Origin of the sequence: Pseudomonas sp. PI1 (assembly GCF_000812405.1) — a bacterium.
GTDB lineage: Bacteria > Pseudomonadota > Gammaproteobacteria > Pseudomonadales > Pseudomonadaceae > Pseudomonas > Pseudomonas citronellolis.
The window spans coordinates 1-23,242 of the sequence record NZ_JWMC01000065.1 but is presented as its reverse complement, the minus strand read 5'-3'; the positions used below and the strand labels follow the sequence as shown (position 1 = coordinate 23,242).

At 69.1% G+C, this 23,242-nt stretch carries 19 protein-coding genes; 5 read left to right on the top strand and 14 right to left on the bottom strand.

Annotated elements, in window-relative coordinates; all coding sequences use genetic code 11:
* Positions 1-22: 22 nt before the first annotated feature.
* Genes RN02_RS21240 through mdlC form a run of 3 tightly spaced genes read right to left on the bottom strand, consistent with a single transcriptional unit; the run spans position 23 to position 4,057 of the window.
* Positions 23-991: a ketopantoate reductase family protein gene (locus RN02_RS21240; RefSeq protein WP_009613394.1), complete on the bottom strand. Its 969-nt coding sequence runs from the start codon at positions 989-991 to the stop codon at positions 23-25.
* Positions 992-1,019: 28 nt separating this feature from the next.
* The gene (locus tag RN02_RS21235; protein WP_043316561.1) at positions 1,020-2,411 is read right to left on the bottom strand and encodes an MFS transporter; all 1,392 of its coding nucleotides are present in this window, start codon (positions 2,409-2,411) and stop codon (positions 1,020-1,022) included.
* A gap of 59 nt (positions 2,412-2,470) precedes the next feature.
* Positions 2,471-4,057 (bottom strand): benzoylformate decarboxylase, encoded by a 1,587-nt coding sequence (gene mdlC / locus RN02_RS21230; RefSeq protein WP_043316557.1) that lies wholly within the window; start codon positions 4,055-4,057, stop codon positions 2,471-2,473.
* Between the two features lie 109 nt (positions 4,058-4,166).
* On the opposite strand from mdlC, the gene RN02_RS21225 reads away from it, so the two are divergent.
* Entirely contained in the window at positions 4,167-5,063 is an 897-nt protein-coding gene (locus RN02_RS21225; protein WP_043316553.1) for a LysR family transcriptional regulator, read from the top strand.
* Between the two features lie 7 nt (positions 5,064-5,070).
* On the opposite strand, the gene RN02_RS21220 is transcribed toward RN02_RS21225, so the two are convergent.
* Positions 5,071-6,396 carry an MFS transporter gene (locus tag RN02_RS21220; protein ID WP_043316551.1) on the bottom strand — a complete coding sequence of 442 codons (1,326 nt, stop codon included), beginning with the start codon at positions 6,394-6,396 and terminating at the stop codon, positions 5,071-5,073.
* Between the two features lie 336 nt (positions 6,397-6,732).
* Between RN02_RS21220 and RN02_RS21215 the strand changes: the two genes are divergently transcribed.
* Positions 6,733-7,791, top strand: coding sequence for an aromatic ring-hydroxylating oxygenase subunit alpha (locus tag RN02_RS21215; protein WP_043316548.1), 1,059 nt, complete (start codon positions 6,733-6,735; stop codon positions 7,789-7,791).
* Positions 7,792-7,842: 51 nt separating this feature from the next.
* On the top strand, positions 7,843-8,787 hold the full coding sequence (locus RN02_RS21210; protein ID WP_043316545.1) for a PDR/VanB family oxidoreductase: 945 nt from the start codon (positions 7,843-7,845) through the stop codon (positions 8,785-8,787).
* A 302-nt stretch (positions 8,788-9,089) separates the two neighbouring features.
* Here the strand turns inward: RN02_RS21210 and RN02_RS21205 are convergent, their stop codons facing one another.
* The 10 genes from RN02_RS21205 to amaB form a co-directional block, all read right to left on the bottom strand.
* Positions 9,090-9,818 carry a GntR family transcriptional regulator gene (locus RN02_RS21205; protein WP_043316542.1) on the bottom strand — a complete coding sequence of 243 codons (729 nt, stop codon included), beginning with the start codon at positions 9,816-9,818 and terminating at the stop codon, positions 9,090-9,092.
* Positions 9,819-10,207: 389 nt separating this feature from the next.
* On the bottom strand, positions 10,208-10,969 hold the full coding sequence (locus RN02_RS21200) for an SDR family oxidoreductase (protein ID WP_043316540.1): 762 nt from the start codon (positions 10,967-10,969) through the stop codon (positions 10,208-10,210).
* A 357-nt stretch (positions 10,970-11,326) separates the two neighbouring features.
* Complete coding sequence (locus RN02_RS21195; protein ID WP_043316537.1) at positions 11,327-12,259, bottom strand: ornithine cyclodeaminase family protein; 933 nt, start codon at positions 12,257-12,259, stop codon at positions 11,327-11,329.
* A gap of 121 nt (positions 12,260-12,380) precedes the next feature.
* Positions 12,381-13,097, bottom strand: coding sequence for an ABC transporter ATP-binding protein (locus RN02_RS21190; protein WP_009613406.1), 717 nt, complete (start codon positions 13,095-13,097; stop codon positions 12,381-12,383).
* Positions 13,094-13,966 carry an ATP-binding cassette domain-containing protein gene (locus RN02_RS21185; protein ID WP_009613407.1) on the bottom strand — a complete coding sequence of 291 codons (873 nt, stop codon included), beginning with the start codon at positions 13,964-13,966 and terminating at the stop codon, positions 13,094-13,096. Before RN02_RS21185 ends, RN02_RS21190 begins: the two co-directional genes overlap by 4 nt.
* Positions 13,963-15,252 carry a high-affinity branched-chain amino acid ABC transporter permease LivM gene (livM, locus tag RN02_RS21180; protein ID WP_043316534.1) on the bottom strand — a complete coding sequence of 430 codons (1,290 nt, stop codon included), beginning with the start codon at positions 15,250-15,252 and terminating at the stop codon, positions 13,963-13,965. Before livM ends, RN02_RS21185 begins: the two co-directional genes overlap by 4 nt.
* Before the next feature lie 2 nt (positions 15,253-15,254).
* Positions 15,255-16,169, bottom strand: a complete 915-nt coding sequence (locus tag RN02_RS21175) for an ABC transporter permease subunit (protein ID WP_009613409.1) — start codon at positions 16,167-16,169, stop codon at positions 15,255-15,257.
* Positions 16,170-16,312: 143 nt separating this feature from the next.
* Positions 16,313-17,449 (bottom strand): branched-chain amino acid ABC transporter substrate-binding protein, encoded by a 1,137-nt coding sequence (locus RN02_RS21170; RefSeq protein WP_009613410.1) that lies wholly within the window; start codon positions 17,447-17,449, stop codon positions 16,313-16,315.
* A 387-nt stretch (positions 17,450-17,836) separates the two neighbouring features.
* Positions 17,837-19,120, bottom strand: coding sequence for an L-pipecolate oxidase (gene amaA / locus RN02_RS21165; RefSeq protein ID WP_009613411.1), 1,284 nt, complete (start codon positions 19,118-19,120; stop codon positions 17,837-17,839).
* 114 nt (positions 19,121-19,234) lie between these two features.
* Positions 19,235-20,725: an L-piperidine-6-carboxylate dehydrogenase gene (gene amaB / locus RN02_RS21160; protein ID WP_043316531.1), complete on the bottom strand. Its 1,491-nt coding sequence runs from the start codon at positions 20,723-20,725 to the stop codon at positions 19,235-19,237.
* 170 nt (positions 20,726-20,895) lie between these two features.
* Between amaB and RN02_RS21155 the strand changes: the two genes are divergently transcribed.
* Both RN02_RS21155 and nadE read left to right on the top strand, forming a co-directional pair.
* A complete protein-coding gene (locus RN02_RS21155) occupies positions 20,896-21,792 on the top strand; it encodes a LysR family transcriptional regulator (RefSeq protein ID WP_009613413.1) in 897 nt (298 codons plus the stop codon).
* 99 nt (positions 21,793-21,891) lie between these two features.
* Entirely contained in the window at positions 21,892-22,719 is an 828-nt protein-coding gene (gene nadE, locus RN02_RS21150; RefSeq protein ID WP_043316529.1) for an ammonia-dependent NAD(+) synthetase, read from the top strand.
* Positions 22,720-23,242: the final 523 nt, after the last annotated feature.

The window sequence follows — 23,242 nt, the reverse complement described above, 5'->3', positions numbered from 1 at the left end:
AAAGCTCCTTGAAAGATGGGGTTCATACCAAGGGTCCGCTCGCGGCGGCGGCTTCGCGGGCGCGCGCCTCCACCAGGCGCAACAGCCCGAGCAGCATTTCCGTGCGCGGCACGGCGATGCCCGCCCGCCGCGCGCGAGCCACCACTTCGCCGTTGATCGAACCGATCTCCGTGGGCCGCCCCGCCAGCACGTCCTGCAGCATCGAGGGCTTGTGCGTGCGGTGCTGGGCGATGGCGTCGGCCACACTCGCCAGGCAGTGCCGGGGGTCCACGGCGATGCCCTCGGCGCGGGCCACGGCCAGCACCTCCTGCGCCACGGCGCGGGCCAGTTCGGGGCCTTGCGGCACGGCCGCCAGTTGCCCCACCGCGCAACCGGTGACTGCGCACAGGCTGTTCAGCGCGGCGTTGAACGCGACCTTCTCCCAGATCGCCGCCCACACGTCCGCATCCGCCACGCAGCGCAGGCCCGCCGCATCCAGCACGGCCGCGACCTCCGCGCAGGCCGGACGTTCGACACCGTCCGCCGAGAAGACCCGCACCACGCCGAGGCCGTGGGACTCGACATGGCCGGGGCCGTGCAGGTCTGCGGGCCAGGTGGTCATGCCGATCAACACCTGCTCCGGCGCGACGTGGCGGCACAGCGTCTCGGCGTTGCCCAGGCCGTTCTGCAGCGACAGCACCCGCGTGTGCCCGCCGATATGCTGCGCTACGCTGGCCAAGGCCTGCTCGGTGTGCAGGGTCTTGGTGAACACCAGCAACAGGTCCGGGTGCCCGCTGGCCTGTTCCGGGCGGCAGGCCGCCAGCCCGCGGATGCGCCGGTCGCCGCTGTCGGTGACCAGGCGCAGGCCCTGTTCGCGGATGGCCGCCAGGTGCGCATCGTTGATGTCCAGCAGGGTCACCCGCCGGCCGCTTTCGGCCAGCAGGCCGCCGAACAGCGAGCCCATGGCGCCGGCGCCAAGGATGCTGACGTGGGTAATGCTGCATTCGCTCATCGGATCGACCTCCCGCTCGTGAGCCGTTTCAAGACAGCCCCGGCGCGCGCCGGGGAATGTGCCGGCGCACCAGCATCAGGGCGATCATCGCCGCCACCATCACCGTGCCCAGCAGTGTCAGGTAGCCGTGCGCGCCGCTCAGGGTGATGACGCTGGCCCCGGCGAAGGCGCTGAGAATGGCGCCCAGGCGGCCGAAGGCCAGGGCCGAGGCGGTGCCGGTCGCCCGCACGCCGGTGGGGTAGATGAAGGCGCACAGGGCATAGAGCGTGGACTGCACGGCATTCACGAACAGGCCGTGCACGCCGAAGCCGAAGATCAGCAGGCTGGCATGCTGGTTCACGTCCACCAGTTGCATGGCGAAGGCGCTGGCGGCGCCGCCCAGGCAGCACAGCAGCAGCGGCCAGTAGGAGCCCCAGCGGGTCATGGCCACGGCGCAGACCAGCGCGCCTATCACGCCGCCCAGGTTGTAGGCGGTCAGCCCGGAACCGGCCACGGCCAGCGACAGGCCTTCGGCCTGGAGCATGGTCGGCAGCCAGCTGAAGGCGCTGTAGACGGCGGTCAGGCACATGAAGAAGGCCACCCAGACGGCAACGGTGTCACGCCCGTAGCCGAGGTCGAACAGGGCGCGGAAGCCGGCGCGTTTCTCCCGCGCCTGTTCCAGAGAATCGGTGTAGCGCGCGCCCTCGGGCATGGGCCGTTGCATGCGCCCGAGCAGGCGGCCCAGTTCGCCCCAGCGCTGCGGCCGGCGCGCCAGGAAGCGCGGCGACTCCGGCAGCGTCGCCAGCAGCAGGAAGCCCAGCACCAGCGGCAGCGCGCCGCCGGCGAAGAACAGCGTGCGCCAGCCGTATAGCGGCAGGATGTGCGAAGCGAAGAAGCCCGCCAGCATGCCGCCCAGGGGCACGCAGACGATGGTCGCGGTCACCGCCAGGGTGCGCCGCCGCGCCGGGGTGAATTCGGCGGTCATGGTGGTGGCGCTGGGCAGCGCGCCGCCGATGCCCAGCCCGGCGACGAAGCGCAGCAGCGCCACGGTCAGGGCATCCGGGGCCAGGCCGATGGCGCAGGTCGCCGAGCCGAACACGAAGACGCTGGCGATGACCGCCATGCGCCGCCCGAAGCGGTCGGCGAACAGGCCGGCGCAGGCGCTGCCGATGCCCATGCCGATCAGCCCGGCGGCCACCGCCGGGGCGAAGGCCTCGCGGCTGATGCCCCACTCGGCGATCATCATCGGGATGGCGAAGCCGATGAGCTGGCCGTCGAAGCCGTCCAGCACGATGGACAGCGCGGCCAGCAGCACCACGATCTTCTGCATCCGGGTGAAGGGGCCTTCGTCCAGCAGGGTACCGATGTCGGCGCTGGCCGCAGGGCGGTTCGAGTGCCGGCCGGCAGCCTCCAGCGTCTCACTGACGGTAGTCGTATTCATATCCACCTCGTTCTTATTGTTGTGGCGTGGCCGCGAGCTGCGGTCGGTAAGTCGGGCCCTCAGGGCTCGATGGTCAGGGTGGGCACCTCGATCAGCACCGGCTCGTCGCCGGCCAGGGCGCGGGCCAGTTCCGCGCGCAGGCTGGCGGCGTCGGCGGCCTGCACCGAGCGCACGCCGTAGCCGCGGCCGAGCTGGCAGAAGTCCAGGCCGGGCACGTCCAGGCCCGGGGCGTCGGGCACGTCGAGCACCCCGGCGAACCAGCGCAGCGCGCCGTAGGTGCCGTTCTTGAGGATGATGAACACCGCCGGGACGCGGTATTGCGCGGCGGTCCAGAGTGCAGTGATGCCGTAGTTGGCCGAGCCGTCGCCGATGATGCCGATCACCCTGCGCTGCGGTTGCGCCAGTTGCACGCCGACCGCTGCCGGCAGGCCGAAGCCCAGGCCGCCGGCGGCCGGGAAGAAGTAGCTGCCCGGCTCGCGCATCCGCACGCGCTGCCAGAAGGCGGTCACGGTGGAGGTGGATTCCTTGACGAAGATGGCGTCGTCCGGGGCCAGTTCGTCGATCACGTCGAACACGGCTTCCGGGTGCAGCGGGCCCGCTTCGGCGGCGCGCGGCGCCGGGCGCGGCAGGGCTTCGGGCATCGGCCGCGCGCTGGGGCGAACGGCTTCCACCAGGGCTTCGAGGGTGAGGAAGATGTCGCCGACCAGGGCATCGCCCATGGGCGCGCGGGCGGCCTCGCCGGGGTCGCAGGTGATGTGCACCAACTCGGCGCCGGCGGGCAGGTAGTCGCCCGGGGCGAACTGGTGGTAGCGGAACACCGGGGCGCCCACCACCAGGATCAGGTCGTGCCCGGCCAGCCGTTGCGAGATGCCGGCGATGGCCGCCGGCAGCACGCCGCGGAAGCACGGGTGGCGCGTGGGGAACGGGCAGCGCGAGGCCGAGGGCGCGATCCAGGCCGGCATGCGCAGCTTCTCCGCCAGTTGCACGGCCAGCGGGTTGGCGCGGGCGCCATCGACGTCCGGCCCCAGCACCAGCACCGGGTTGCGCGCCCGCGACAGGCGCCCGGCCAGCTCGCCCAGTTGCGCCGGCGAAGGCAGCCCGGCGCTGGCCACGTTGCGCGCGGCCAGGTGCTCGACGCCGGCCGGCGCCGGCTGCGCCCAGTCGTCGTAGGGAATCGACAGGTACACCGGAGCCTTGGGCGCCAGGTTCGCCATGTGGATGGCCTGGCTCAGCGCGCGCGGCACGTCCTGGGCGCAGGCCGGTTCGGCGCTCCACTTCACCAGCGGCTTGGGCAGTTGCGGCGCCTCGACGTTGGCCAGCATGGCCTCCACGCCGATCATCGAGCGCACCTGCTGGCCGGCGCTGATCACCAGCGGGCTGTGGCTGTACCAGGCGTTGGTCAGCGCGCCCATGCCGTTGCCGGTGCCGGCGGCGGCGTGCAGGTTGACGAAGGCGGGCTTGCCGCTGGCCAGGGCGAAGCCGTCGGCCATGCCGACCACCGCGCCTTCGTGCAGGCCGAGGATATAGCGGAAGTCCGCGGGGAAGTCCTTGAGGAACGGCAGCTCGTTGGAACCGGGGTTGCCGAAGATGGTGGTCAGGCCGTGGCGACGGAGGATGTCGTAGGAGGCGCAATGGACGGTTTTCATGCTGGCCCTTCAGGCTCGTTCTTGGGTTTGCGCTACTCTCGCAGCGGCCTGATAATCGATCAAATCGATAGTCTTTCTATCGAAAATAAAAACCATCTATGTGACTGCCATGGCCCAGATCGACCTCAACCTGATCCGCACCTTCGTCACCCTCTACGAGGCCGGCAGCGTGACGGCCGCCGCCGAGCGCCTGTTCGTCACCCAGCCCTCGGTGAGCTATGCCCTGGCGCGGCTGCGCGAGCTGTTCGACGACCCGCTGTTCAGCCGCAGCCGCGACGGCATCCAGCCGACCTTCGTCGCCGAGCAGCTGTACGCCACCCTGCGCGAGGCGCTGACGCGCATCGAGGGCGCGGTGCAGAGCACCCGCCAGTTCGACCCGGCCACCACCGAGCGGCGCTTCCGCATCGCCCTGTCGGACCTGGGCGAGCTGGGCTTCCTGCCGCTGATCCTGGCGCGGCTGAACCGCGAGGCGCCGCTGGCCGAGGTGGAAGTGCTGCCGCTGCAGGTGGACGAGGTGGGCGACTGGCTGGCCAGCGGCAAGGTGGACACCGCCATCTGCCGCCAGGCGGTGCCCGGCAGCCGCAGCCGGGTGCTGATCCAGGAGCGCTACGTGTGCCTGCTCAGCGCCGACCACCCGCGCATCGGCGAGCGCCTGGAGCTGGCCGGCTACCTCGCCGAACGCCACGTGGTGGTGACGCGCACCTCCGGCCACGGCATCGCCGAGGACGTGCTCCAGGCGATGAAACTGGAGCGCCACATCGCCCTGCGCGTGCCGCACTTCTCGGTGCTGCCGAAGATCATCCCCGGCACCGACCTGCTGACCATCCTGCCGGCGCAGATCGCCCGCATGTTCGTCGCCGAGGGCGGGCTGAAGATGCTCGAACTGCCCTTCGCCGTGCCGGCGTTCGAGGTGTCCCTGCACTGGCGCGCGAGCAGCGAGCAGTCGGCGGCGCTGGAGTGGTTCCGCAGCGCCATCGCCGACGCGATCCTCCAAGGGCAGCATTGAGGCGCCCTCAGTGCGCGGCCAGTGGCTCGCCGGCCGGCGCCGCCGGGCGCAGGCCCAGCAGCACCAGGGCGGCGGCGGCGAAGACCACGGCGAACACGCCGTACAGGTGCAGCGGTTGCCAGCCGTCGTCCAGCAGCAGCCCGGCCACGGTGGGCGAGAGGATGGCACCCAGTCGGCCGACGCCGATCGCCCAGCCCACCCCGGTGGCGCGCACGCCGGCCGGGTAGATCAGCGGCGACAGCGCGTAGAGCCCGGCGATGCAGCCGTTGGCGAACAACCCGATGAATAGCCCCAGGCCAAGCGCGGCGGCCAGTGACGAGGCCGAGCCGAGGAACAGCACCAGCAGCGCCGCGGTGACCAGCATGAAGCCCTGCAGCACCCGCGCCAGCGGCACGCGCGCCGAGAGCGCGCCGACCAGGGCGGCGCCGAAGATGCCGCCGATGCTCAGCAGCACGCCGCCGGTGATGCCCTGCTGCGCGGTGAGGCCGGCGGCGGTGAGCAGCTTGGGCGTCCAGCTCATGATGAAGTAGAAGCCGAACATGGCGAGGAAGAACAGCAGCCAGATCAGCAGCGTCGAGCGGCGCAGCGCGGGGGCCAGCAGCTGCAGCATCGCCACGCCGGCGGCATCGCGCGAGCGGGCTTCGGGCAGCGCATCCAGGCTCTGCAGGCCCAGGCGCCGGGCCAGGCCGTTGACCCGCGCCAGGGCGTTGGCCGGGCGGCGGGCGAGGAGGAAGTCCAGGGATTCGGGCAGGCCCGCCAGCACCAGCGGGATGGCCGCCAGGGAGATCAGGCCGCCGGCCAGGAACACCGAGCGCCAGCCCCAGTGGCCGATCAGCCACACCGCCAGCAGCCCGCCGAAGGTGGCACCCAGGGCGTAGCCGGTGGACTGCAGGCTGACCGCCAGGGGACGCCAGCGGCGGTTGGCGTATTCGGCGGCGATCACGTTGCTGCTGGCGAGGATGCCGCCGATGCCAAGGCCGGTGAAACCGCGCAGCAGGGCCAGTTGCGTTGGGCTCTGGGCCAGGGCCGAGAACAGCATGCCGAGGCCGCACAGCAGCAGGCAGAAGAGGATCAGCGGGCGGCGCCCGAAGCGGTCGGCGCGCGGGGCGATGAACAACGAGCCGGCGGCCATGCCGAACAGCCCGGCGCTGAGCAGCAGGCCGACCTGGGCGCCGTTCAGGCTCCACTCGGCGGAGACCGAGGCGGCGGTGAAGGCCATCACCAGCACGTCGAAGCCGTCGATCATGTTGAGCAGGATGCAGATGCCGATGGCCGTCCACTGGAAGCGGTTCATCGGGCCCTGGTCGAGGGCATGGCGCAGGTCACGATTCATGGGCGCACCTCCGGCGGACGGAGGTTCGGGGCTGGGCGCACGGCATGGCGGGTTCCTCTTGTTCTTGTTGTGGTGGCTTGGTTGGCGCACACCCTGGCAGCGGTGGATCCCGAGCACAAGCCCCCATTGGATCCCAAAATCAAGGAATGGGCTGACGGAAACCACAGATCCCACAGCCTTTACGACGCCAAGATCCAGACTTTACGGAGCCTTCAGCTTGGATTTGGAATTTGTTCGGTTATCGAACTGATTATTTTTCGACCACCACGGTTGACAGGCTTTCCGCTCGAAGCCAAACATTGGATCCAATAAAAACCACAAGATGAGGATCGCCCCATGTTCCCGAAGAACGCCTGGTACGTCGCCTGCACCCCCGACGAGATCGCCGACAAGCCCCTGGGCCGGCAGGTCTGCGGCGAGAAGATGGTCTTCTATCGCGGCCCCGAAGGCCGCGTGGCGGCACTGGAGGACTTCTGTCCGCACCGCGGCGCGCCGCTGTCGCTGGGCTTCGTCGAGGACGGCAAGCTGATCTGCGGCTACCACGGCCTGGCCATGGGCTGCGAAGGCCACACCGAGTCCATGCCCGGCCAGCGCGTGCGCGGCTTCCCGGCGATCCGCAAGTTCGCCGTGGAAGAGCGCTACGGCTTCATCTGGGTGTGGCCGGGCGATGCCGCGCAGGCCGACCCGGCGCTGATCCACCACCTGGAATGGGCCGACAACCCGGACTGGGCCTACGGCGGCGGCCTGTACCACATCCAGTGCGACTACCGGCTGATGATCGACAACCTCATGGACCTCACCCACGAGACCTACGTGCACGCCAACAGCATCGGCCAGAAGGAGATCGACGAAGCCGCGCCGAAAACCCGCGTGGAAGGCGAGGAAGTGATCACCGAGCGGCATATGGAAAGCGTCATGGCCCCGCCCTTCTGGCGCCTGGCCCTGCGCGGCAACGGCCTGGCCGACGACGTGCCGGTGGACCGCTGGCAGATCTGCCGCTTCACCCCGCCCAGCCACGTTCTGATCGAAGTGGGCGTGGCCCACGCCGGCCACGGCGGCTACCACGCCCCGGCGCAGCACAAGGCGGCGAGCATCGTGGTCGACTTCATCACCCCGGAGAGCGAGACCTCCATCTGGTACTTCTGGGGCATGGCGCGCAACTTCCAGCCGCAGGATGAGGCGCTCACCGCGACCATCCGCGAGGGCCAGGGGAAGATCTTCGGCGAGGACCTGGAGATGCTCGAACAGCAGCAGCAGAACCTGCTGCGCCATCCGCAGCGGCAACTGCTGAAGCTGAACATCGACGCCGGCGGCGTGCAGTCGCGGCGCATCCTCGAACGCCTCTGCGCGGCCGAGCAACAGCAACCTGCCGCCGCGCTGATCGCCAGCGCCTGAGCCCCATCCCAGAGCCGGCCCGCGAGGCCGGCCAAGCGTGAGACCGCCACCGTGCTAGACGTCGTCATCACCCGCGTGCAGCGGGAAACCCCGGACATCCTCAGCCTCGAACTGGCCCGCGCCGACGCAGGCCCCCTGCCCGCCTTCAGCGCCGGCGCGCACATCGACCTGCACCTGCCGGGCGGGCTGGTGCGCCAGTACTCGCTGTGCAACGCGCCGGAGGAAACCCACCGCTACCGCATCGCCGTGCTGCGCTGCGCCGACTCGCGCGGCGGCTCCCGCGCGGTGCACGAACTGCAGGCCGGGCAGCCGCTGCGCATCGGCGAACCACGCAACCTCTTCCCCCTCGTCGAAGGCCCGGGAAGGCGCCTGCTGCTGGCCGGCGGCATCGGCATCACCCCGCTGCTGAGCATGGCCGAGCAGCTTGCGCGCAGCGGCGCCGACTTCGAACTGCACTACTGCGCCCGCTCGGCGCAGCAGGCGGCTTTCGTCGAGTACCTGGCGCAGTCCGCCTTCGCCACCCGCGTGCATTGCCACTTCGATGACAGCGAGCCGGCGCGGCGCCTGGACGTGGCGGCGCTGCTGGCGGCGCAGGCGGACGATGCGCAGCTGTACACCTGCGGCCCGGCGGGCTTCATGGAGCACGTGCTGGACAGTGCGCGTGCCCTGGGCTGGGACGAGTCGCGCCTGCACCGTGAGTACTTCGGCGCCGAGCCGGACGTGGGCGGCGAAGCCTTCGAGGTGCAGTTGGCGAGCAGCGGGCAGGTGGTGCGCGTGGAGGATGGGCAGAGTGTGGTGGAGGCGCTGCGCGGTGTCGGGGTGGAGGTGCAGGTGGCGTGTGAGCAGGGTATCTGCGGGACCTGTCTGACGCGGGTGCTGGAAGGCGTGCCGGAGCATCGTGACCAGTACCTGACCGAGGATGAGCAGGCTGCCAATGATCAGTTCACGCCTTGTTGCTCGCGGTCGCGGAGTGCGCGGTTGGTGTTGGATCTGTAGGAGCGAGCTTGCTCGCGAAGGGAGTTTCCAGGCGGCTTGGGTGTTTCGGTTTGACTCCGTCCCCTCTCCCCAGCCCTCTCCCTGAAGGGAGAGGGGGCTTGTCCGTGCCGGCTAAAGGCAAGGTTTCAGCCGGGTACCACAGCATCCGGCGAACTCCAGAGCATCCAAGCGCTCCGAACGGTCCCCTCTCCCTTCAGGGAGAGGGTTAGGGAGAGGGCGCTCTTCGGGCAAGGCACGATGGTGAAGCCCATTCGCGAGCAAGCTCGCTCCTACGAAAAGCATCTCGGCACCGCTGGTTGGTCCTACGACCGCTCTCTTTCCCCCGCCACGGACTTCTTCAACACCGCCACCCCCTCGCGCGGCGGGTGGAAGTATTCGGCGTAGCGCAGGGTGGCATTGGCATGCTCACGCATGATCGCTTCGGCGCGCGCGCCCTGGCCGTTGACCAGGGCGTCGTAGGCGGCGTGGTGCTGCATATGGGCGAAGTTGAAGCGCTGGTATTCGCGGGGCAGGTTGTCGCGGTCCACCGCCAGCGAGCTGACCGAGGCGAACGGCAGGTGGTCGTTGCGCGCCAGGGCCTCGGCGATGGCGCGGTTGCCGCTGGCCTCGATGATCGCCTGGTGGAAGCGCATGTTGAGGCTGTGATACGCCTCCAGGTCCTCGGGCAGTACATGGCCCTTTTCGAAAATGCGGTCGCCTTCGTCCAGGCACTGCTGGAGCTGCGCCCGCGTCTCTTCGGAAATTCCCCGCTCAGCCGCCTGGCGCGCTGCCAGCCCTTCCAGCACGCCGCGCACCTCCACGGCGCCGGCGATGTCGTCCTCGGTGACTTCGCGCACCGTGTAGCCACGGTTGCCGGCCTTGACCAGCAGCCCTTCCTGCTCCAGCACGCGCAACGCCATGCGCACCGGCATGCGCGAAACCTGCAGGCGCTCGGCGGTGGGAATCTCGACGATGCGCTCGCCGGCGGCCAGCTCGCCGGAGGCAATCATCTTGCGCAGTTCAGCCAGCACGCGTTGGCCTGGTTTGCTCATCGAGGGGGCTCTTGTGGCGGGAGGAGTTGGCGGATGATAACGCGGCGTGGCGCTTTTCGTAGGAGCGAGCTTGCTCGCGAATGGAGTTCCCCGGCAGCTGCGCAGTTGGCCCCAACCCCGGCCCCCTCTCCCCAGCCCTCGGCTGCGCGCCCCGCCCTGAAGGGAGAGGGGGCTTGTCCGTGCCGAGAGAAGGAATGGTTTCAGCCGGAAACCAACGGGGCTGCCGACTAACTCAGGAATACTCAAACACTCCGAACGGTCCCCTCTCCCTTCAGGGAGAGGGTTAGGGAGAGGGAGCGGAGTCAAGCCAACGCAGAGGAATCGCCGGGATACTCCGTTCGCGAGCAAGAACTAGGCGTCCCCCTCGCTCCTACAAGAGCCCGCGCTCCTCACTCCTTGCGATGCACCGAGAACCCCGCCCAGGCCTGGCTCACCGGCATGATCTCCAGGCTATTGATGTTGATGTGCGGCGGCTGGTTGACGATCCAGTGGATGGTCTCGGCGATGTCTTCGGGCTGCAGCGCCTCGGTGCCGGCGTAGGTCTTGTCGTAGCGCGCCTGGTCGCCGCCGAAACGCACCAGGGAGAACTCGCTTTCGCACAGGCCCGGTTCCAGGTTGCTGACGCGCACGCCGGTGCCCTGCAGGTCGCAGCGCAGGCTCAGGGAGAACTGTTCGACGAAGGCCTTGGTGGCGCCGTAGACGTGGCTGCCGGGGTACGGCCACTGGCCGGCCACCGAGCCGAGGTTGAGGATACTGGCGCCGCGGCCGTGGGCGATCAGCCGGGGCAGCAGCAGGCGGGTGCAGTACATCAGGCCCTTGATGTTGGTGTCGACCATGGTGTCCCAGTCGTCCAGGTCGCACTCCTGCGCCGGGTCGGCGCCCAGGGCCAGGCCGGCGTTGTTGATCAGTGCGCGCAGCTTGTCGAAGCCGGCCGGCAGGTTGTCCACGGCGCGAGCCACGGCGGCGCGGTCGCGCACGTCGAGGGTGATAGGCAGCACTTCGGCCTGGGCGGACAGTTCCTTGGCCAGGGCCTGCAGGCGGTCTTCGCGGCGGCCGGTGATCACCAGCGACCAGCCGTCGCGGGCGAAACGGCGGGCACAGGCTTCGCCGAAGCCGGAGGTGGCGCCGGTGATGAACAGGGTGGGAGTCATGGGCCAATTCCTCTGCTGGCGGTTTTTCTGTCGGACTTCGCAGGATAGCAGCCCTGCCCCGCCGGCCAGCGCTACAGCGGCCGTCCACAACGGCCGAACAGTTCGGCAGGCGCCTAGGGACGCGGGACGGAGAGGTTTTCCCCCAGGTTTTCCACAGGCTGCTCCACAGCCGGCAGCGGTTTTCGGCAATGCCTGGCGAGCGCCTGCCACGGGCGCAGAAGCCCAGATGTTTCGCGGCTTGCGCCATGCCCCTGGTCAGTATTCAGGCAGTGCTGCGCAACCCACGGCGCGCCTGGGCCAGGAGCAGCTTTCCCAAGCTTATCCACAGCTTGCCCAACAGATTCCGTGGACAACCCGCTAGCCGCCCTGCTCCACCAGCAGGCGCGCGGCGATCAGGTCTTCCAGGGCGTAGCCGACCGACTTGAACAGGGTGATTTCCTGGTCGTCGCGGCGCAGCCCCCGGCCCTGCAGCAGGTCGCCGAGCTGGGTGTGGATGGCCGATTCGGCGATGGCGCCCTCGGCCAGGGGAATCAGCAGGTCGCCGGCTTCCTCCAGCGCGCCTTCGCGGGTGTCGACGACGATGCGCGCGCGGCGCACGGCTTCGCTGTCGGTCTCGCGCATGCTCGGCAGGAAGGCGCCGACCAGGTCGAGGTGGGTGCCGGGGCTCAGCCACTCGCCGCGCACCAGCGGCTCGCGGGAAGTGGTCACGCAGCTGATGGTGTCGGCCGCGGCAACGCCTGCGGCGAGGTCTTCGCAGGCGCGCACCGGGTAGCCTTCGCCGGCCAGGCGCTCGACCAGCGCGGCGACCTTGGACGGGTGCCGGCCCCAGATGGCGACGTCGGTGTAGTCACGCACCGCGCAATGGGCGCGCACCATGTGCGGCGCCAGGGTGCCGCTGCCGACGATGAGCAGGCGCTCGGCGTCGCGCCGGGCCAGGTGGTCCGCCGCCAGGGCCGAGGTGCAGGCGGTGCGCCGGGCGGTGAGTTCGGAGGCTTCGAGCAGCGCCAGCGGGCGGCCGTCGACACCGTCGAACAGGCAGAACAGCGCCGCCACCGCCGGCAGGCCGCGCGCGCCGTTGCCAGGGAACACGGTGACCAGCTTGACGCCGATGTCCTGCCCCGGGCGCCATACCGGCATGGTCAGCAACGTGGCGTCGTCGGGCAGCGCATGGCAGCCGCGCACCGGCGCCTCGCAGGCGCCGGCCAGGCCCTGGCGCAGGGCTTCGATCAGTTGTGGATAAGCCAGGCGCTCGGCGACGTCGGCGTTGGTGAGGAAGCGAACGTTTTGCATGGGGCCCCCGGTGAAGGCTGGTTCATTGGATCCCCGCGTTCGCGGGGAAGACGGAATCGAATACCGGAGCGGGACTCGACCCCGTCATTCCCGCGAACGCGGGAACCCAGCGACTACGACGCTAATGCCCGCCCAGATAGGCGTCGCGCACCTCCTGGTTGCCCAGCAGTTCCGCGCCCGTGCCGCTCATGCGGATCTCGCCGTTGACCATCACGTAGCCGCGGTCGGAGAGCCTGAGGGCGTGGTTGGCGTTCTGCTCGACGAGGAACAGCGTCATGCCGGTCTGCGCCAGTTCGCGCAGGGTCTGGAAGATCTGCTTGACCACGATGGGCGCCAGGCCCAGGGAGGGTTCGTCGAGCAGCAGCAGCTTGGGCCGGCTCATCAGCGCGCGGGCGATGGCGAGCATCTGCTGCTCGCCGCCGGACATGGTCATGGCGCGCTGGTTGCGCCGCTCCTTCAGCCGCGGGAACAGCTCGAACATGCGCTGCATGTCCTCCTGGGCGTGGTCCATGCCGATGGGGATGGTGCCCATCAGCAGGTTCTCCTCCACGCTCATGTCGGGGAACACCCGGCGCCCTTCCGGCGACTGCGCGATGCCGTTGGAGGCCACGTAGTGCGCCGAGCGCCGGGCGATGTCCTGGCCGCGGTAGAGAATCTGCCCGGCCGCCGCGCGCGGCTGGCCGAAGATGGACATCAGCAGGGTGGACTTGCCGGCGCCGTTGGCGCCGATCAGCGCCACCGTCTCGCCTTCGCCCACGGTCAGGGAAACCTTCTTCAGCGCCTGGATCGGCCCGTAGAACACATCCACATCACGGAATTCCAGAATCGGCGCCGTCATGCGACCTCCTCTTCGTCTGCGCCCAGGTAGGCGGCGATCACCTTGTCGTTGCTGCGGATCTCCGCCGGCAGGCCGCGGGCGATCACGTCGCCGTGGTCGAGCACGATGATGTGGTCGGAGATGTTCATCACCATGCCCATGTCGTGCTCGATGAGCAGCACGGTGATGCCGTGGTGGTCGCGCAGGAAGCGGATGATCCGGCTCAGGGCCTGGGTCTCGGCCGGGTTGAGGCCGGCGGCCGGTTCGTCCAGGCAGATGATTTCCGGACGCGTGCACATGGCCCGGGCGATCTCCAGGCGGCGCTGCTGGCCGTAGGACATCTCGCCGGCCAGGCGGTTGGCGCAGTCCACCAGGTCGACCACTTCCAGCCAGTAGAAGGCGTGGTCCAGCGCGTCGCTTTCCGCGCGGCGGTAGCCGGGGGTGTTGAGGATGCCGGAAACCAGGTTGCGGTTGACGTACATGTGCTGCGCCACCAGCAGGTTCTCCACCACCGACATTTCGCGGAACAGGCGGATGTTCTGGAAGGTGCGCGCCAGCCCCGCGCGGTTCACCAGGTGGGTGCCGCCGAACATCTTGTAGTACACGCGGCTGCCGAACTGCGCCGGGTTGACGAAGTCGCCGGCCTGGAACGGCTGGCCGAGGATCTTGATGACGTCGGTGGTAGTGCCCTGGGTGTTGAGCAGGATCTTCCCGCCGGTGGCCTTGTAGAAGCCGGTCAGGCAGTTGAACACCGTGGTCTTGCCGGCGCCGTTGGGGCCGATCAGCGCGGTGATGGAGCCGCGCTCCACGTCCAGGTTGACGTCGTTGAGCGCCTTGATGCCGCCGAAGTGCATCATCAGGTGCTCGACGCTGAGAATCTTGTCGCTCATGGCGCCACCCCCTTGCGCTTGGCGAAGCCCCGGCGGTTGATGCGGATCAGCCCGCGCGGGCGCCAGATCATCATCAGCACCATGAGCATGCCGAACAGCAGCACGCGGTAGTCGGCGAAGCTGCGCAGCAGTTCCGGCGTCACCGTCAGCACGAAGGCGGCGATCACCACCCCGAGGGTCGAGCCCATGCCGCCGAGCACGACGATGGCGAGGATCAGCGCCGACTCGAAGAAGGTGAACGACGACGGGTTGACGAAGCCCTGGTAGCTGGCGAAGAACACCCCGGCCAGGCCCGCGGTGGAGGCCCCGAGCATGAACGCCGAGAGCTTGACCAGCACGTGGTTCAGGCCCAGCGAGCGGCAGGCGATCTCGTCCTCGCGCAGCGCTTCCCAGGCGCGGCCCACCGGCATGCGCGTGAGCCGGTGCTTGACGTACAGCACCAGCAGCACCACCAGGAACAGCACCGCGTAGATGAAGATGAACTTGAGGTTCTGGTTGTAATCGATACCGAGGAACTCGTGGATCGGCGTGCCGCCCTCCTTGGCGCGGCGGCCGAACTCCAGGCCGAAGATGGTCGGCGCCGGCACCTGCATGCCGTTCGGACCGCCGGTGAAGGACAGCCAGTTGTTCAGCACCAGGCGGATGATCTCGCCGAAGCCCAGGGTCACGATGGCCAGGTAGTCGCCGTGCATGCGCAACACCGGGAAGCCCAGTAGCGCCCCGGCCATGGCCGCGGTGATGGCGGCCAGCGGCAGCACCGTCCAGAAGCCCAGGCCCAGGTACTGGTAGCCCAGCGCCAGGCCGTAGGCGCCGATAGCGTAGAAGGCCACGTAGCCCAGGTCGAGCAGCCCGGCGAGGCCCACCACTATGTTCAGGCCCAGGCCCAGCAGCACATAGATCAGCCCGAGGATGACCACGGTGAGCAGGTACTTGTTGGCGAAGAACGGCAGCGCCACGGCGGCCACCACCAGCAGCGGGATGATCCAGCGCAGGCGCGTTTTGTAGCCCGGCGGCAGCACCTGGATGCCGGAGTCGGAGCCCTCGAAGCGGTCGAGCACGCGGCTGCCGACGGCGGTCTGCAGGAACAGGCTGAGCACCAGGCGCCCGGCCATGACCGCGCCGACCATCCAGGCCAGGCGCACCGGTTGCAGGTTGAAGCTGTAGCCGTCGAGCACGATGCCGACGATGGGGCCGAACACGATGAGGGCGACCAGGCCGGCCAGGACGGTGTCCACCAGGCTCTGCTTGAGGTCGATGCGCGGGGCGGAAGCGGTTGCGTTAGCCATGCTCACACCTTCGATACCTGGGGCCGGCCCAGGAGTCCTTGCGGTCGGAAGATGAGGATGGTCACCAGCAGCCCGAAGGCGAACACGTCCTTGTAGTCGGTGTTGACCATGCCGGAGAACTGCGCCTCGGCCACGCCCAGGATGAGGCCGCCGAGCATGGCCCCGGGCAGCGAGCCGATGCCGCCGAGCACCGCGGCGGTGAACGCCTTGATGCCGATGATGAAGCCGGCGTAGAAGTCGAAGGTGCCGTAGTTCATGGTGATCAGCACGCCGGCCAGCGCGGCCATGGCGGCGCCGATGACGAACACGTAGGAGATCACCCGGTCGGTGTTGATGCCCAGGATCGAGGCCATCTTGCGGTCCTGCTGGGTGGCGCGGCACATGCGCCCGAGCTTGGTGTACTGGATCACGTAGGTGAGCACGGCCATGCCGGCGAAGGAGGCCAGCAGGATGAACAGCTTGGTGTAGGTCAGCTGCACCCAGCCGTCGCCGATGTGCAGCTTGAAGGCGCCTTCGAGCAGCGTCGGCACGCCCTGCTGGCGCGGGCCCTGGGCCAGCTGCACGTAGTTCTGCAGGATCAGCGACATGCCGATGGCGCTGATCAGCGGCGCCAGGCGCGTGGAGTTGCGCAGCGGCTTGTAGGCGATGCGCTCGATCACCCAGCCGTACACGCCGGTGACCAGGATGGTGAAGATCAGCGTGCCGAGGATCAGCAGCGGGAAGGAATGCAGGCCGAAGAAGGCCAGCAGCGCCAGGCCGATGGCGGAAAGGTAGGCCGATACCATGTAAACCTCGCCGTGGGCGAAGTTGATCATGCCGATGATGCCGTAGACCATCGTGTAACCGATGGCGATCAGGCCGTAGACCGACCCGAGGGTCAGCCCGTTGATCATTTGCTGGAGAAAGATGCCGTCCACGATTGGATACTCACGCAAGCGGGGCAGGAAAAGGCTGACGCGGCGCGCCTGATGCGGCTCGTGACCGCCAGCGGGCGACGTCGACCTGCGGGGATGCCGGCGCCGCTCGTGGCGGCGCCGGCAGGCGGCGCGTCAGGCCGGGATCACTTCTTGAAAGCGTCCAGCTGGTGGTACTTGCCCTTGTCGTCCCATTCGTAGACCACGTAGTCGGAGACTTTCAGGTCGCCCTTCTGGTCCCACTCCTTCTTGCCCATCACGGTCTGTACCGGGTGCGACTTCAGCCACTTGGCGGCCGCCGCCGGGTCGGTCTTGCCAGCGCCGTTGAAGCCGGCAGCAAGGGCCTGCACCGAGGCGTAGGCGTAGAGGGTGTAGCCTTCGGGCTCGAAGCCGCCGGCGCGGAACTTCTCGACCACCGCCTTGCCGTCGGGGATCAGCCGTGGGTCGGCGCCGAAGGTCATCAGCACGCCCTTGACGTACTGCGGGCCGCCGGCGGTGGTGACCAGTTCGTCGGTGACGATGCCGTCGTCGGACATGAACTTGGCGGTCAGGCCCTGTTCGCGCATCTGCCGCACCAGCGGGCCGGCCTCGGGGTGCAGGCCGCCGAAGTAGACGACCTCGGCGCCGGAAGCGCGGATCTTGGTGACCAGGGCGTTGAAGTCCTTCTCGCCGCGGGTCAGGCCTTCGTACAGCACCTCCTTCACGCCGCGCTTGTTCAGCTGCGCGCGGGTGGCGTCGGCCAGGCCCTGGCCGTAGGTGTCCTTGTCGTGGATGACCGCGACCTTCTTGGCCTTGAGCACGTCGACGATGTAGTCGCCGGCGACGATGCCCTGCTGGTCGTCGCGGCCGCACATGCGGAACATGCCGGAGAGGCCGCGCTCGGTGACCTGCGGGTTGGTCGAGCCGGGGGTGATGGCGATGATGCCGGCCTCGTCGTAGACCTCGGAGGCGGGGATGGTGGAGGAGGAGCAGAAGTGGCCGACCACCGCCACCGCCTTGTCTTCGTCGACCAGGCGGTTGGCCACGGCCACGGCCTGTTTCGGTTCGCAGGCGTCGTCCGCCTTCACCAGCTTGATCTTCTCGCCGTTGACGCCGCCGGCGGCGTTGATGTCCTCGGCGGCCTGGGTCGCTCCGCGCCAGTATTGCTCGCCGAAGGATGCGTTGGCCCCGGTGTGCGGGCCGGCGACGCCGATCACGACGTCGGCCTGGGCGAGAGAAGTCATGCCCATCGCGGCGGTTACCGCCAGGGCCAGAAAGCCTTTTCTGAAAATCTTCTGCGACATGGAGTTTTGCTCCTGAGGTTTTTGTGGTGACGCGCGAAACAACAGATGTTGGCGATTAGCCAACAGCAAGCCGCGTGCCATCCGTTTTTGTTATTCGACAAGTCGGACAGCAGAACCGGCCAGGGCCGGCAGAAAACAGCTTTTGGCGTGTGCAACCCCCAAAAACAAAAGGTGCAACCCAAACATCCGATGGGCGCAACCATCCATCCCGCGAGCTGGCACAACCAGCAGCCAACGGGCGCAACCCGAGCGGTAACCATCGCTGTCACCTAACTGCACATTCTCGGTGCGCGCCCATCGAGGTAACGCACCAAAAAGGCTAGACCAAAGTGCAGAAGGAGCCAGACGAGGCGGACGGGGCCGGGCGCCCCCGTCCCGGGCGCGCCGCTAGATCACCACGCGCAGGCACTGCCCGGCGTGGTAGAGCGAGAAGCCCGCCTCGTACAGGCAGCTGCGCAGGCCCGCCGCGGAAACCTCCTCCAGCGGCCGCAGGGGCATGGGCAGGGCGCTGGCCTCGCCGCGCAGCAGGAAGTCGGCGAAGGCCTTGCCCACCACGGTGCCGGTGGTCACCCCACGGCCGTTGTAGCCGCTCATGGCGAGCAGCCCCGGCGCCGGCTCGAACAGGCGCATCAGATGGTCGGGGGTGAAGTCGATGCAGCCGGTCCAGGTGAATTCCCAGTCCACCTTGCCCAGCCGCGGGAAGTAGTGCTGCTGGATGCGGTCGGCCCAGCTGCGGATGAACCATTCCGGCTTGCCGGTGCCCTTGCCCAGGCTACCGAGCAGCAGGCGGCCGTCGGCGTCGCGGCGGATGCTGCTGAGCACCTGGCGGGTGTCCCAGGAGCCCTGGCCGCCGGGCAGGATGCGCGCGGCCTCGGCGCCCTCCAGCGGGCGCGAGGCGACCTGGTAGTAGTAGCCGGGGAAGAAGGTGCGGCGCAGTTGCGTCCACTCGCCCTCGGTGTAGGCGCTGGAGGCGATCACCACCTTCTGCGCCAGCACGCTGCCCTCGCCGGTGATGACGCGCCAGGCAGCGCCCTCGCGCTCCAGCGCGGTCACCGCCGAGTTGTGGTACAGCCCGCCGCCCAGCTCGACCACGGCGCGGGCCAGGCCGCTGACGTAGGCCATGGGGTTGAGGGTGCCGGCGCGGCGGTCGAGCAGCGCGCCGGCGATCCGCTCGGTGCCGCAGGCCTCGGCGCAGGCCGCGCCGGTGAGCAGCTCGACCGGGGCGCCGCGGCGCTGCCATTGCTCGCAGCGGCTGCGCAGGTCGTCCAGGCCGCGCTGGTTGTGGGCCATGTGCAGGGTGCCCTCGCGGCGCGCCTGGCAATCGATGGCGTACTTGTCGATCAGCGAGAAGACCAGCGAGGGCGCCGCGCCGAGCATGCGGTTGAGGCGCGAGCCGACCTCCTGGCCCATGCCCGCCTCGATCTCGTCCGGCGGAATCCACAGGCCGGCATTGACCAGCCCGACGTTGCGCCCGGCGCCGCCATGGCCGGTGCGATGGGCCTCCAGCACACAGACGCTGCGCCCCGCCTCCAGCAGGTGCAGGGCCGCGGAGAGCCCGGTGAAGCCGGCGCCGACGACGCACACGTCGGCCTCGTGTTCCCCCAGCAGCGACGGCGCCTGCGGCCGCTCGGGGGTCAGGTGTTCCCACAGACACTCTTGGCGAAGCGACATCCGCTGATCCTTGTACAAGGAGCTGCAAGCGGCAAGCGGCAAGCTCCAAGAAAGAGCCTGCCGCCCCACCCACAGCTAGAAGTCACACCCTGGTCTTGCGCTTTCAGCTTTCAGCTAATCGAACACTATGCCCTGGGCCAACGGCAACTCCCGCGACCAGTTCACGGTGTTGGTCTGCCGGCGCATGTAGGCCTTCCAGGCGTCGGAGCCGGATTCGCGGCCGCCGCCGGTTTCCTTCTCGCCACCGAAGGCGCCGCCGATTTCCGCGCCGCTGGGGCCGATGTTGACGTTGGCGATGCCGCAGTCGCTGCCGATCGCCGACATGAAGGCTTCCGCCTCGCGCACGTCGGTGGTGAACACGCAGGACGACAAGCCCTGGGGCACAGCGTTGTTCAGCGCCACCGCCTCGTCGAAGTCCTTGTAGGGGATCACGTAGAGGATCGGGGCGAAGGTCTCGCTGCGCACCACGTCGCTCTGCTCGGGCATCTCGACGATGGCCGGGGAGACGTAGAAGGCCTCGGGGAACTGGTCTTGCAGCTGGCGCTCGCCGCCGAACACCGTGCCGCCCTCGCCGCGCGCCTGCTCCAGCGCGCCCTGCATGGCCAGGAAGCTGCGCTCGTCGATCAGCGGGCCGACCAGGTTGCCCTGCAGCGGGTGGCCGATGCGCACTTTCGAATACGCGGCCTTCAGGCGCGCGACTATCTCGTCCTTCACCGACTCGTGGGCGATCAGCCGGCGCAGCGTGGTGCAGCGCTGCCCGGCGGTGCCCACGGCGCTGAACAGGATGGCGCGCACGGCCATGTCCAGGTCGGCGCTGGGGGCCAGGATCATGGCGTTGTTGCCGCCCAGTTCGAGGATGCTGCGGCCGAAGCGTGCGGCGACGCGCGGGCCCACTTCGCGGCCCATGCGGGTGCTGCCGGTGGCGCTGACCAGGGCCACGCGCGGGTCGTCCACCAGGGCCTCGCCGGCGGCGCGGTCGCCGATCAGCACCTGGCTGAGGCAGGCCGGGGCGTCGCCGAACTGCGCCAGGGCCTTGTCGAACAGCGCCTGGCAGGCCAGCGCGGTGAGCGGCGTCTTCTCCGACGGCTTCCACACCACCGGGTTGCCGCACACCAGGGCCAGCGCGGTGTTCCACGACCACACGGCGACCGGGAAGTTGAAGGCGCTGATGACGCCGACCACGCCCAGCGGCTGCCAGGTCTCGCGCATGTGGTGGCCGGGGCGCTCGGAGGCGATGGTCAGGCCGTAGAGCTGGCGCGACAGGCCGACGGCGAAGTCGCAGATGTCGATCATCTCCTGCACTTCGCCCTGGCCTTCCTGGGTGATCTTGCCGGCCTCCCAGGACACCAGCTCGCCCAGCTCGGCCTTGTGCGCGCGCAGCTGCTCGCCGAACAGCCGCACCAGTTCGCCGCGACGCGGCGCCGGCACCGCGCGCCAGGCGGCGAAGGCCTGGGCCGCGCGGCCGATCTTCTGCTCCACCTCGGCGGCGCTTTCCAGGCGCACGGCGCCCAGGCGGCTGCCGTCGATGGGGCTGTGGATGACATGGTCGCCGTTGGAGTAGAGGGAGGAATCGACTCCCAGTTTCTCGAGCAGTGCGGAAATCATCGCGTCTCCTGAGCCAGTCGGTTAAGCCATTGGAATGCAAGCAGTAATAACCGGCTTGCAGGCGGCCAACAAACGACGTTTCCTATGCACATCATTCCGTAAATTCATGCCAGGGGTGGCTGCGCGTCGGCGGAGCCGCCCTACCGGCATTCACAGAGCCGATCACGACGATGCTCAACAAACGCCACCTGCCCTCCATGACCGCCCTGCAGTGCTTCGAGGCCGTGGCCCGGCACCTGAGCTTCACCCGCGCCTCGGAGGAGCTGGCGCTGACCCAGAGCGCGGTGAGCAAGCAGGTGGCGCAGCTGGAGGAGATGCTCCAGCACCTGCTGTTCCGCCGCGTGCGCCGGCGCCTGCAGCTGACCCCGGCGGGCGAGCTGTACCTGCAGGAGGTGCGCAAGATCCTCAGCCAGGTGGAGCTGTCCACCCGCTATCTGCTGTCCTACGGCGGCGAGACCGAGGTGCTGCGCGTGTCCACCCCTCCCACTTTCGGTGCGCGCTGGCTGATCCCGCTGCTCAACGGCTGGCGCCATCGCCACCCGAACATCCACCTGGACCTGCGCCAGGAACTGGAGCCCGACGACCTGCTGCACTCGCGCTGCGACGTGGCCTTCTTCTTCGGCCCCGGCACCCTGCCCGGCGCCGAGTGCCTGCACCTGTTCGGCGAGGAAATGCTGCCGGTGTGCTCGCCGGCGCTCCTCCCGGCGCAGCCGCTGGACGACCCGCTGCAACTGGACGAACTGGTGCTGCTGCAGAACGCCACCCGCCCGGAGGCCTGGCACGAGTGGTTCGCCAGCCTCGACCGGCGCAGCGAGCACAGCTTCCACGGGCCGCGCTTCGACACCTTCTACATGTGCATCCGCGCCGCCCAGGCCGGCTGCGGCGTGGCCCTGCTGCCGCGCTTCCTGGTGGAGGAGGAACTGGCCGAAGGCAAGCTGGTGGTCGCCTGGCCGCACAGCCTGCAGAGCCGCAGCGCCTACTACCTGGCCTACCCCGAGCAGGCCGCGGCGGTGCCCAAGGTGCGCGCCTTCGTCGAGTGGATCGGCGAGCACCTGCAACAGCCCTGAAGCGCCCGCGACCATCCGGGCATCGCCCGGCACGCCGCGTGCTGGTATTTTTTCCGCATCCGACGGGCCGCGCCCGTCCACAACCGGACAGAGAAGCCCATGAAAACCATCCAAGACGACATCGCTCAGGACCTCAACGTGCAGCGGCCCTTCGCCACCGAGGCCGACGTGCAGGCGGAAATCCAGCGCCGCATCCGCTTCATCCAGGACTGCCTGCGCGAGTCGGGCACCAGGACCCTGGTGCTGGGCATCAGCGGCGGTGTCGACTCCCTCACCGCCGGCATGCTCTGCCAGCGCGCCGTGGAAGGCCTGCGCGAGGAAACCGGCAACCCGGACTACCGCTTCATCGCCGTGCGCCTGCCGTACAACGTGCAGGGCGACGAGTCCGACGCCCAGGCAGCGGTGGACTGCATAGCCCCGGACGAGCGCCACACGGTGAACATCGGCCCGGCGGTCCAGGCCCTGGCCGAGCAGACCCGCGCCCTCGACGGCCTGCCCGCCGCCACCGTGGACTTCGCCCTGGGCAACACCAAGGCGCGCATGCGCATGGTCGCCCAGTACACCATCGCCAACGCCCGCCAGGGCCTGGTGGTGGGCACCGACCACGCGGCCGAGGCGGTGATGGGCTTCTTCACCAAGTTCGGCGACGGCGCCTGCGACATCGCCCCGCTGACCGGCCTGGTGAAGCACCAGGTACGCACCATCGCCCGCACCCTGGGCGCCCCGGAATTCCTCGTGGAAAAAGTGCCCACCGCCGACCTCGAAGACCTGGCCCCGGGCAAGCCGGACGAACACGCCCACGGCGTGACCTACCAGGAGATCGACGCCTTCCTGCACGGCCAGCCGGTCAGCCCGGAGGCCTTCGAGATCATCAAGCGCACCTACGAGAAGACCCACCACAAGCGGCAGTTGCCGAAGGCGCCGTGAGGGCGCCTTGCGCCATTCCCTGTAGGAGCGCGCCCTGCGCGCGATTTCGCGGGCAGGGCCCGCTCCTACAGGTTGCCGGGAGGCACGGTATTCCTCCCCCCGTAGGAGCGGACCTTGTCCGCGATGGGCCGGAACCTCCGGCGCGATTCGCGGATGAGATCCGCTTCTACGCTGCCCCACCCGCGCCATTCCATGTAGGAGCGCGCCCTGCGCGCGATTTCGCGGGCAGGGCCCGCTCCTACAGATTGCCGGAAGGCACGGTATTCCTACCCCCGTAGGAGCGGACCTTGTCCGCGATAGCCGGACATCCCGGCGCGTTTCGCGGATGAGATCCGCTCCTACGCTGCCCCACCCGCGCCATTCCATGTAGGAGCGCGCCCTGCGCGCGATTTCGCGGGCAGGGCCCGCTACAGGTTGCCGGGAGGCACGGTATTCCTCCCCCGTAGGAGCGGACCTTGTCCGCGATTAGCCGGAACCTCCGGCGCGATTCGCGGATGAGATCCGCTCCTACGCTGCCCCACCC

Excerpts from the sequence above, each read along its gene's own strand:
- RN02_RS21240 (WP_009613394.1), bottom strand. The coding sequence starts at position 991 with ATGAGCGAATGCAGCATTACCCACGTCAGCATCCTTGGCGCCGGCGCC.
- RN02_RS21235 (WP_043316561.1), bottom strand. The coding sequence starts at position 2,411 with ATGAATACGACTACCGTCAGTGAGACGCTGGAGGCTGCCGGCCGGCAC.
- mdlC (WP_043316557.1), bottom strand. The coding sequence starts at position 4,057 with ATGAAAACCGTCCATTGCGCCTCCTACGACATCCTCCGTCGCCACGGC.
- RN02_RS21225 (WP_043316553.1), top strand. The coding sequence starts at position 4,167 with ATGGCCCAGATCGACCTCAACCTGATCCGCACCTTCGTCACCCTCTAC.
- RN02_RS21220 (WP_043316551.1), bottom strand. The coding sequence starts at position 6,396 with ATGAATCGTGACCTGCGCCATGCCCTCGACCAGGGCCCGATGAACCGC.
- RN02_RS21215 (WP_043316548.1), top strand. The coding sequence starts at position 6,733 with ATGTTCCCGAAGAACGCCTGGTACGTCGCCTGCACCCCCGACGAGATC.
- RN02_RS21205 (WP_043316542.1), bottom strand. The coding sequence starts at position 9,818 with ATGAGCAAACCAGGCCAACGCGTGCTGGCTGAACTGCGCAAGATGATT.
- RN02_RS21200 (WP_043316540.1), bottom strand. The coding sequence starts at position 10,969 with ATGACTCCCACCCTGTTCATCACCGGCGCCACCTCCGGCTTCGGCGAA.
- RN02_RS21195 (WP_043316537.1), bottom strand. The coding sequence starts at position 12,259 with ATGCAAAACGTTCGCTTCCTCACCAACGCCGACGTCGCCGAGCGCCTG.
- RN02_RS21190 (WP_009613406.1), bottom strand. The coding sequence starts at position 13,097 with ATGACGGCGCCGATTCTGGAATTCCGTGATGTGGATGTGTTCTACGGG.
- RN02_RS21185 (WP_009613407.1), bottom strand. The coding sequence starts at position 13,966 with ATGAGCGACAAGATTCTCAGCGTCGAGCACCTGATGATGCACTTCGGC.
- livM (WP_043316534.1), bottom strand. The coding sequence starts at position 15,252 with ATGGCTAACGCAACCGCTTCCGCCCCGCGCATCGACCTCAAGCAGAGC.
- RN02_RS21170 (WP_009613410.1), bottom strand. The coding sequence starts at position 17,449 with ATGTCGCAGAAGATTTTCAGAAAAGGCTTTCTGGCCCTGGCGGTAACC.
- amaA (WP_009613411.1), bottom strand. The coding sequence starts at position 19,120 with ATGTCGCTTCGCCAAGAGTGTCTGTGGGAACACCTGACCCCCGAGCGG.
- amaB (WP_043316531.1), bottom strand. The coding sequence starts at position 20,725 with ATGATTTCCGCACTGCTCGAGAAACTGGGAGTCGATTCCTCCCTCTAC.
- RN02_RS21155 (WP_009613413.1), top strand. The coding sequence starts at position 20,896 with ATGCTCAACAAACGCCACCTGCCCTCCATGACCGCCCTGCAGTGCTTC.
- nadE (WP_043316529.1), top strand. The coding sequence starts at position 21,892 with ATGAAAACCATCCAAGACGACATCGCTCAGGACCTCAACGTGCAGCGG.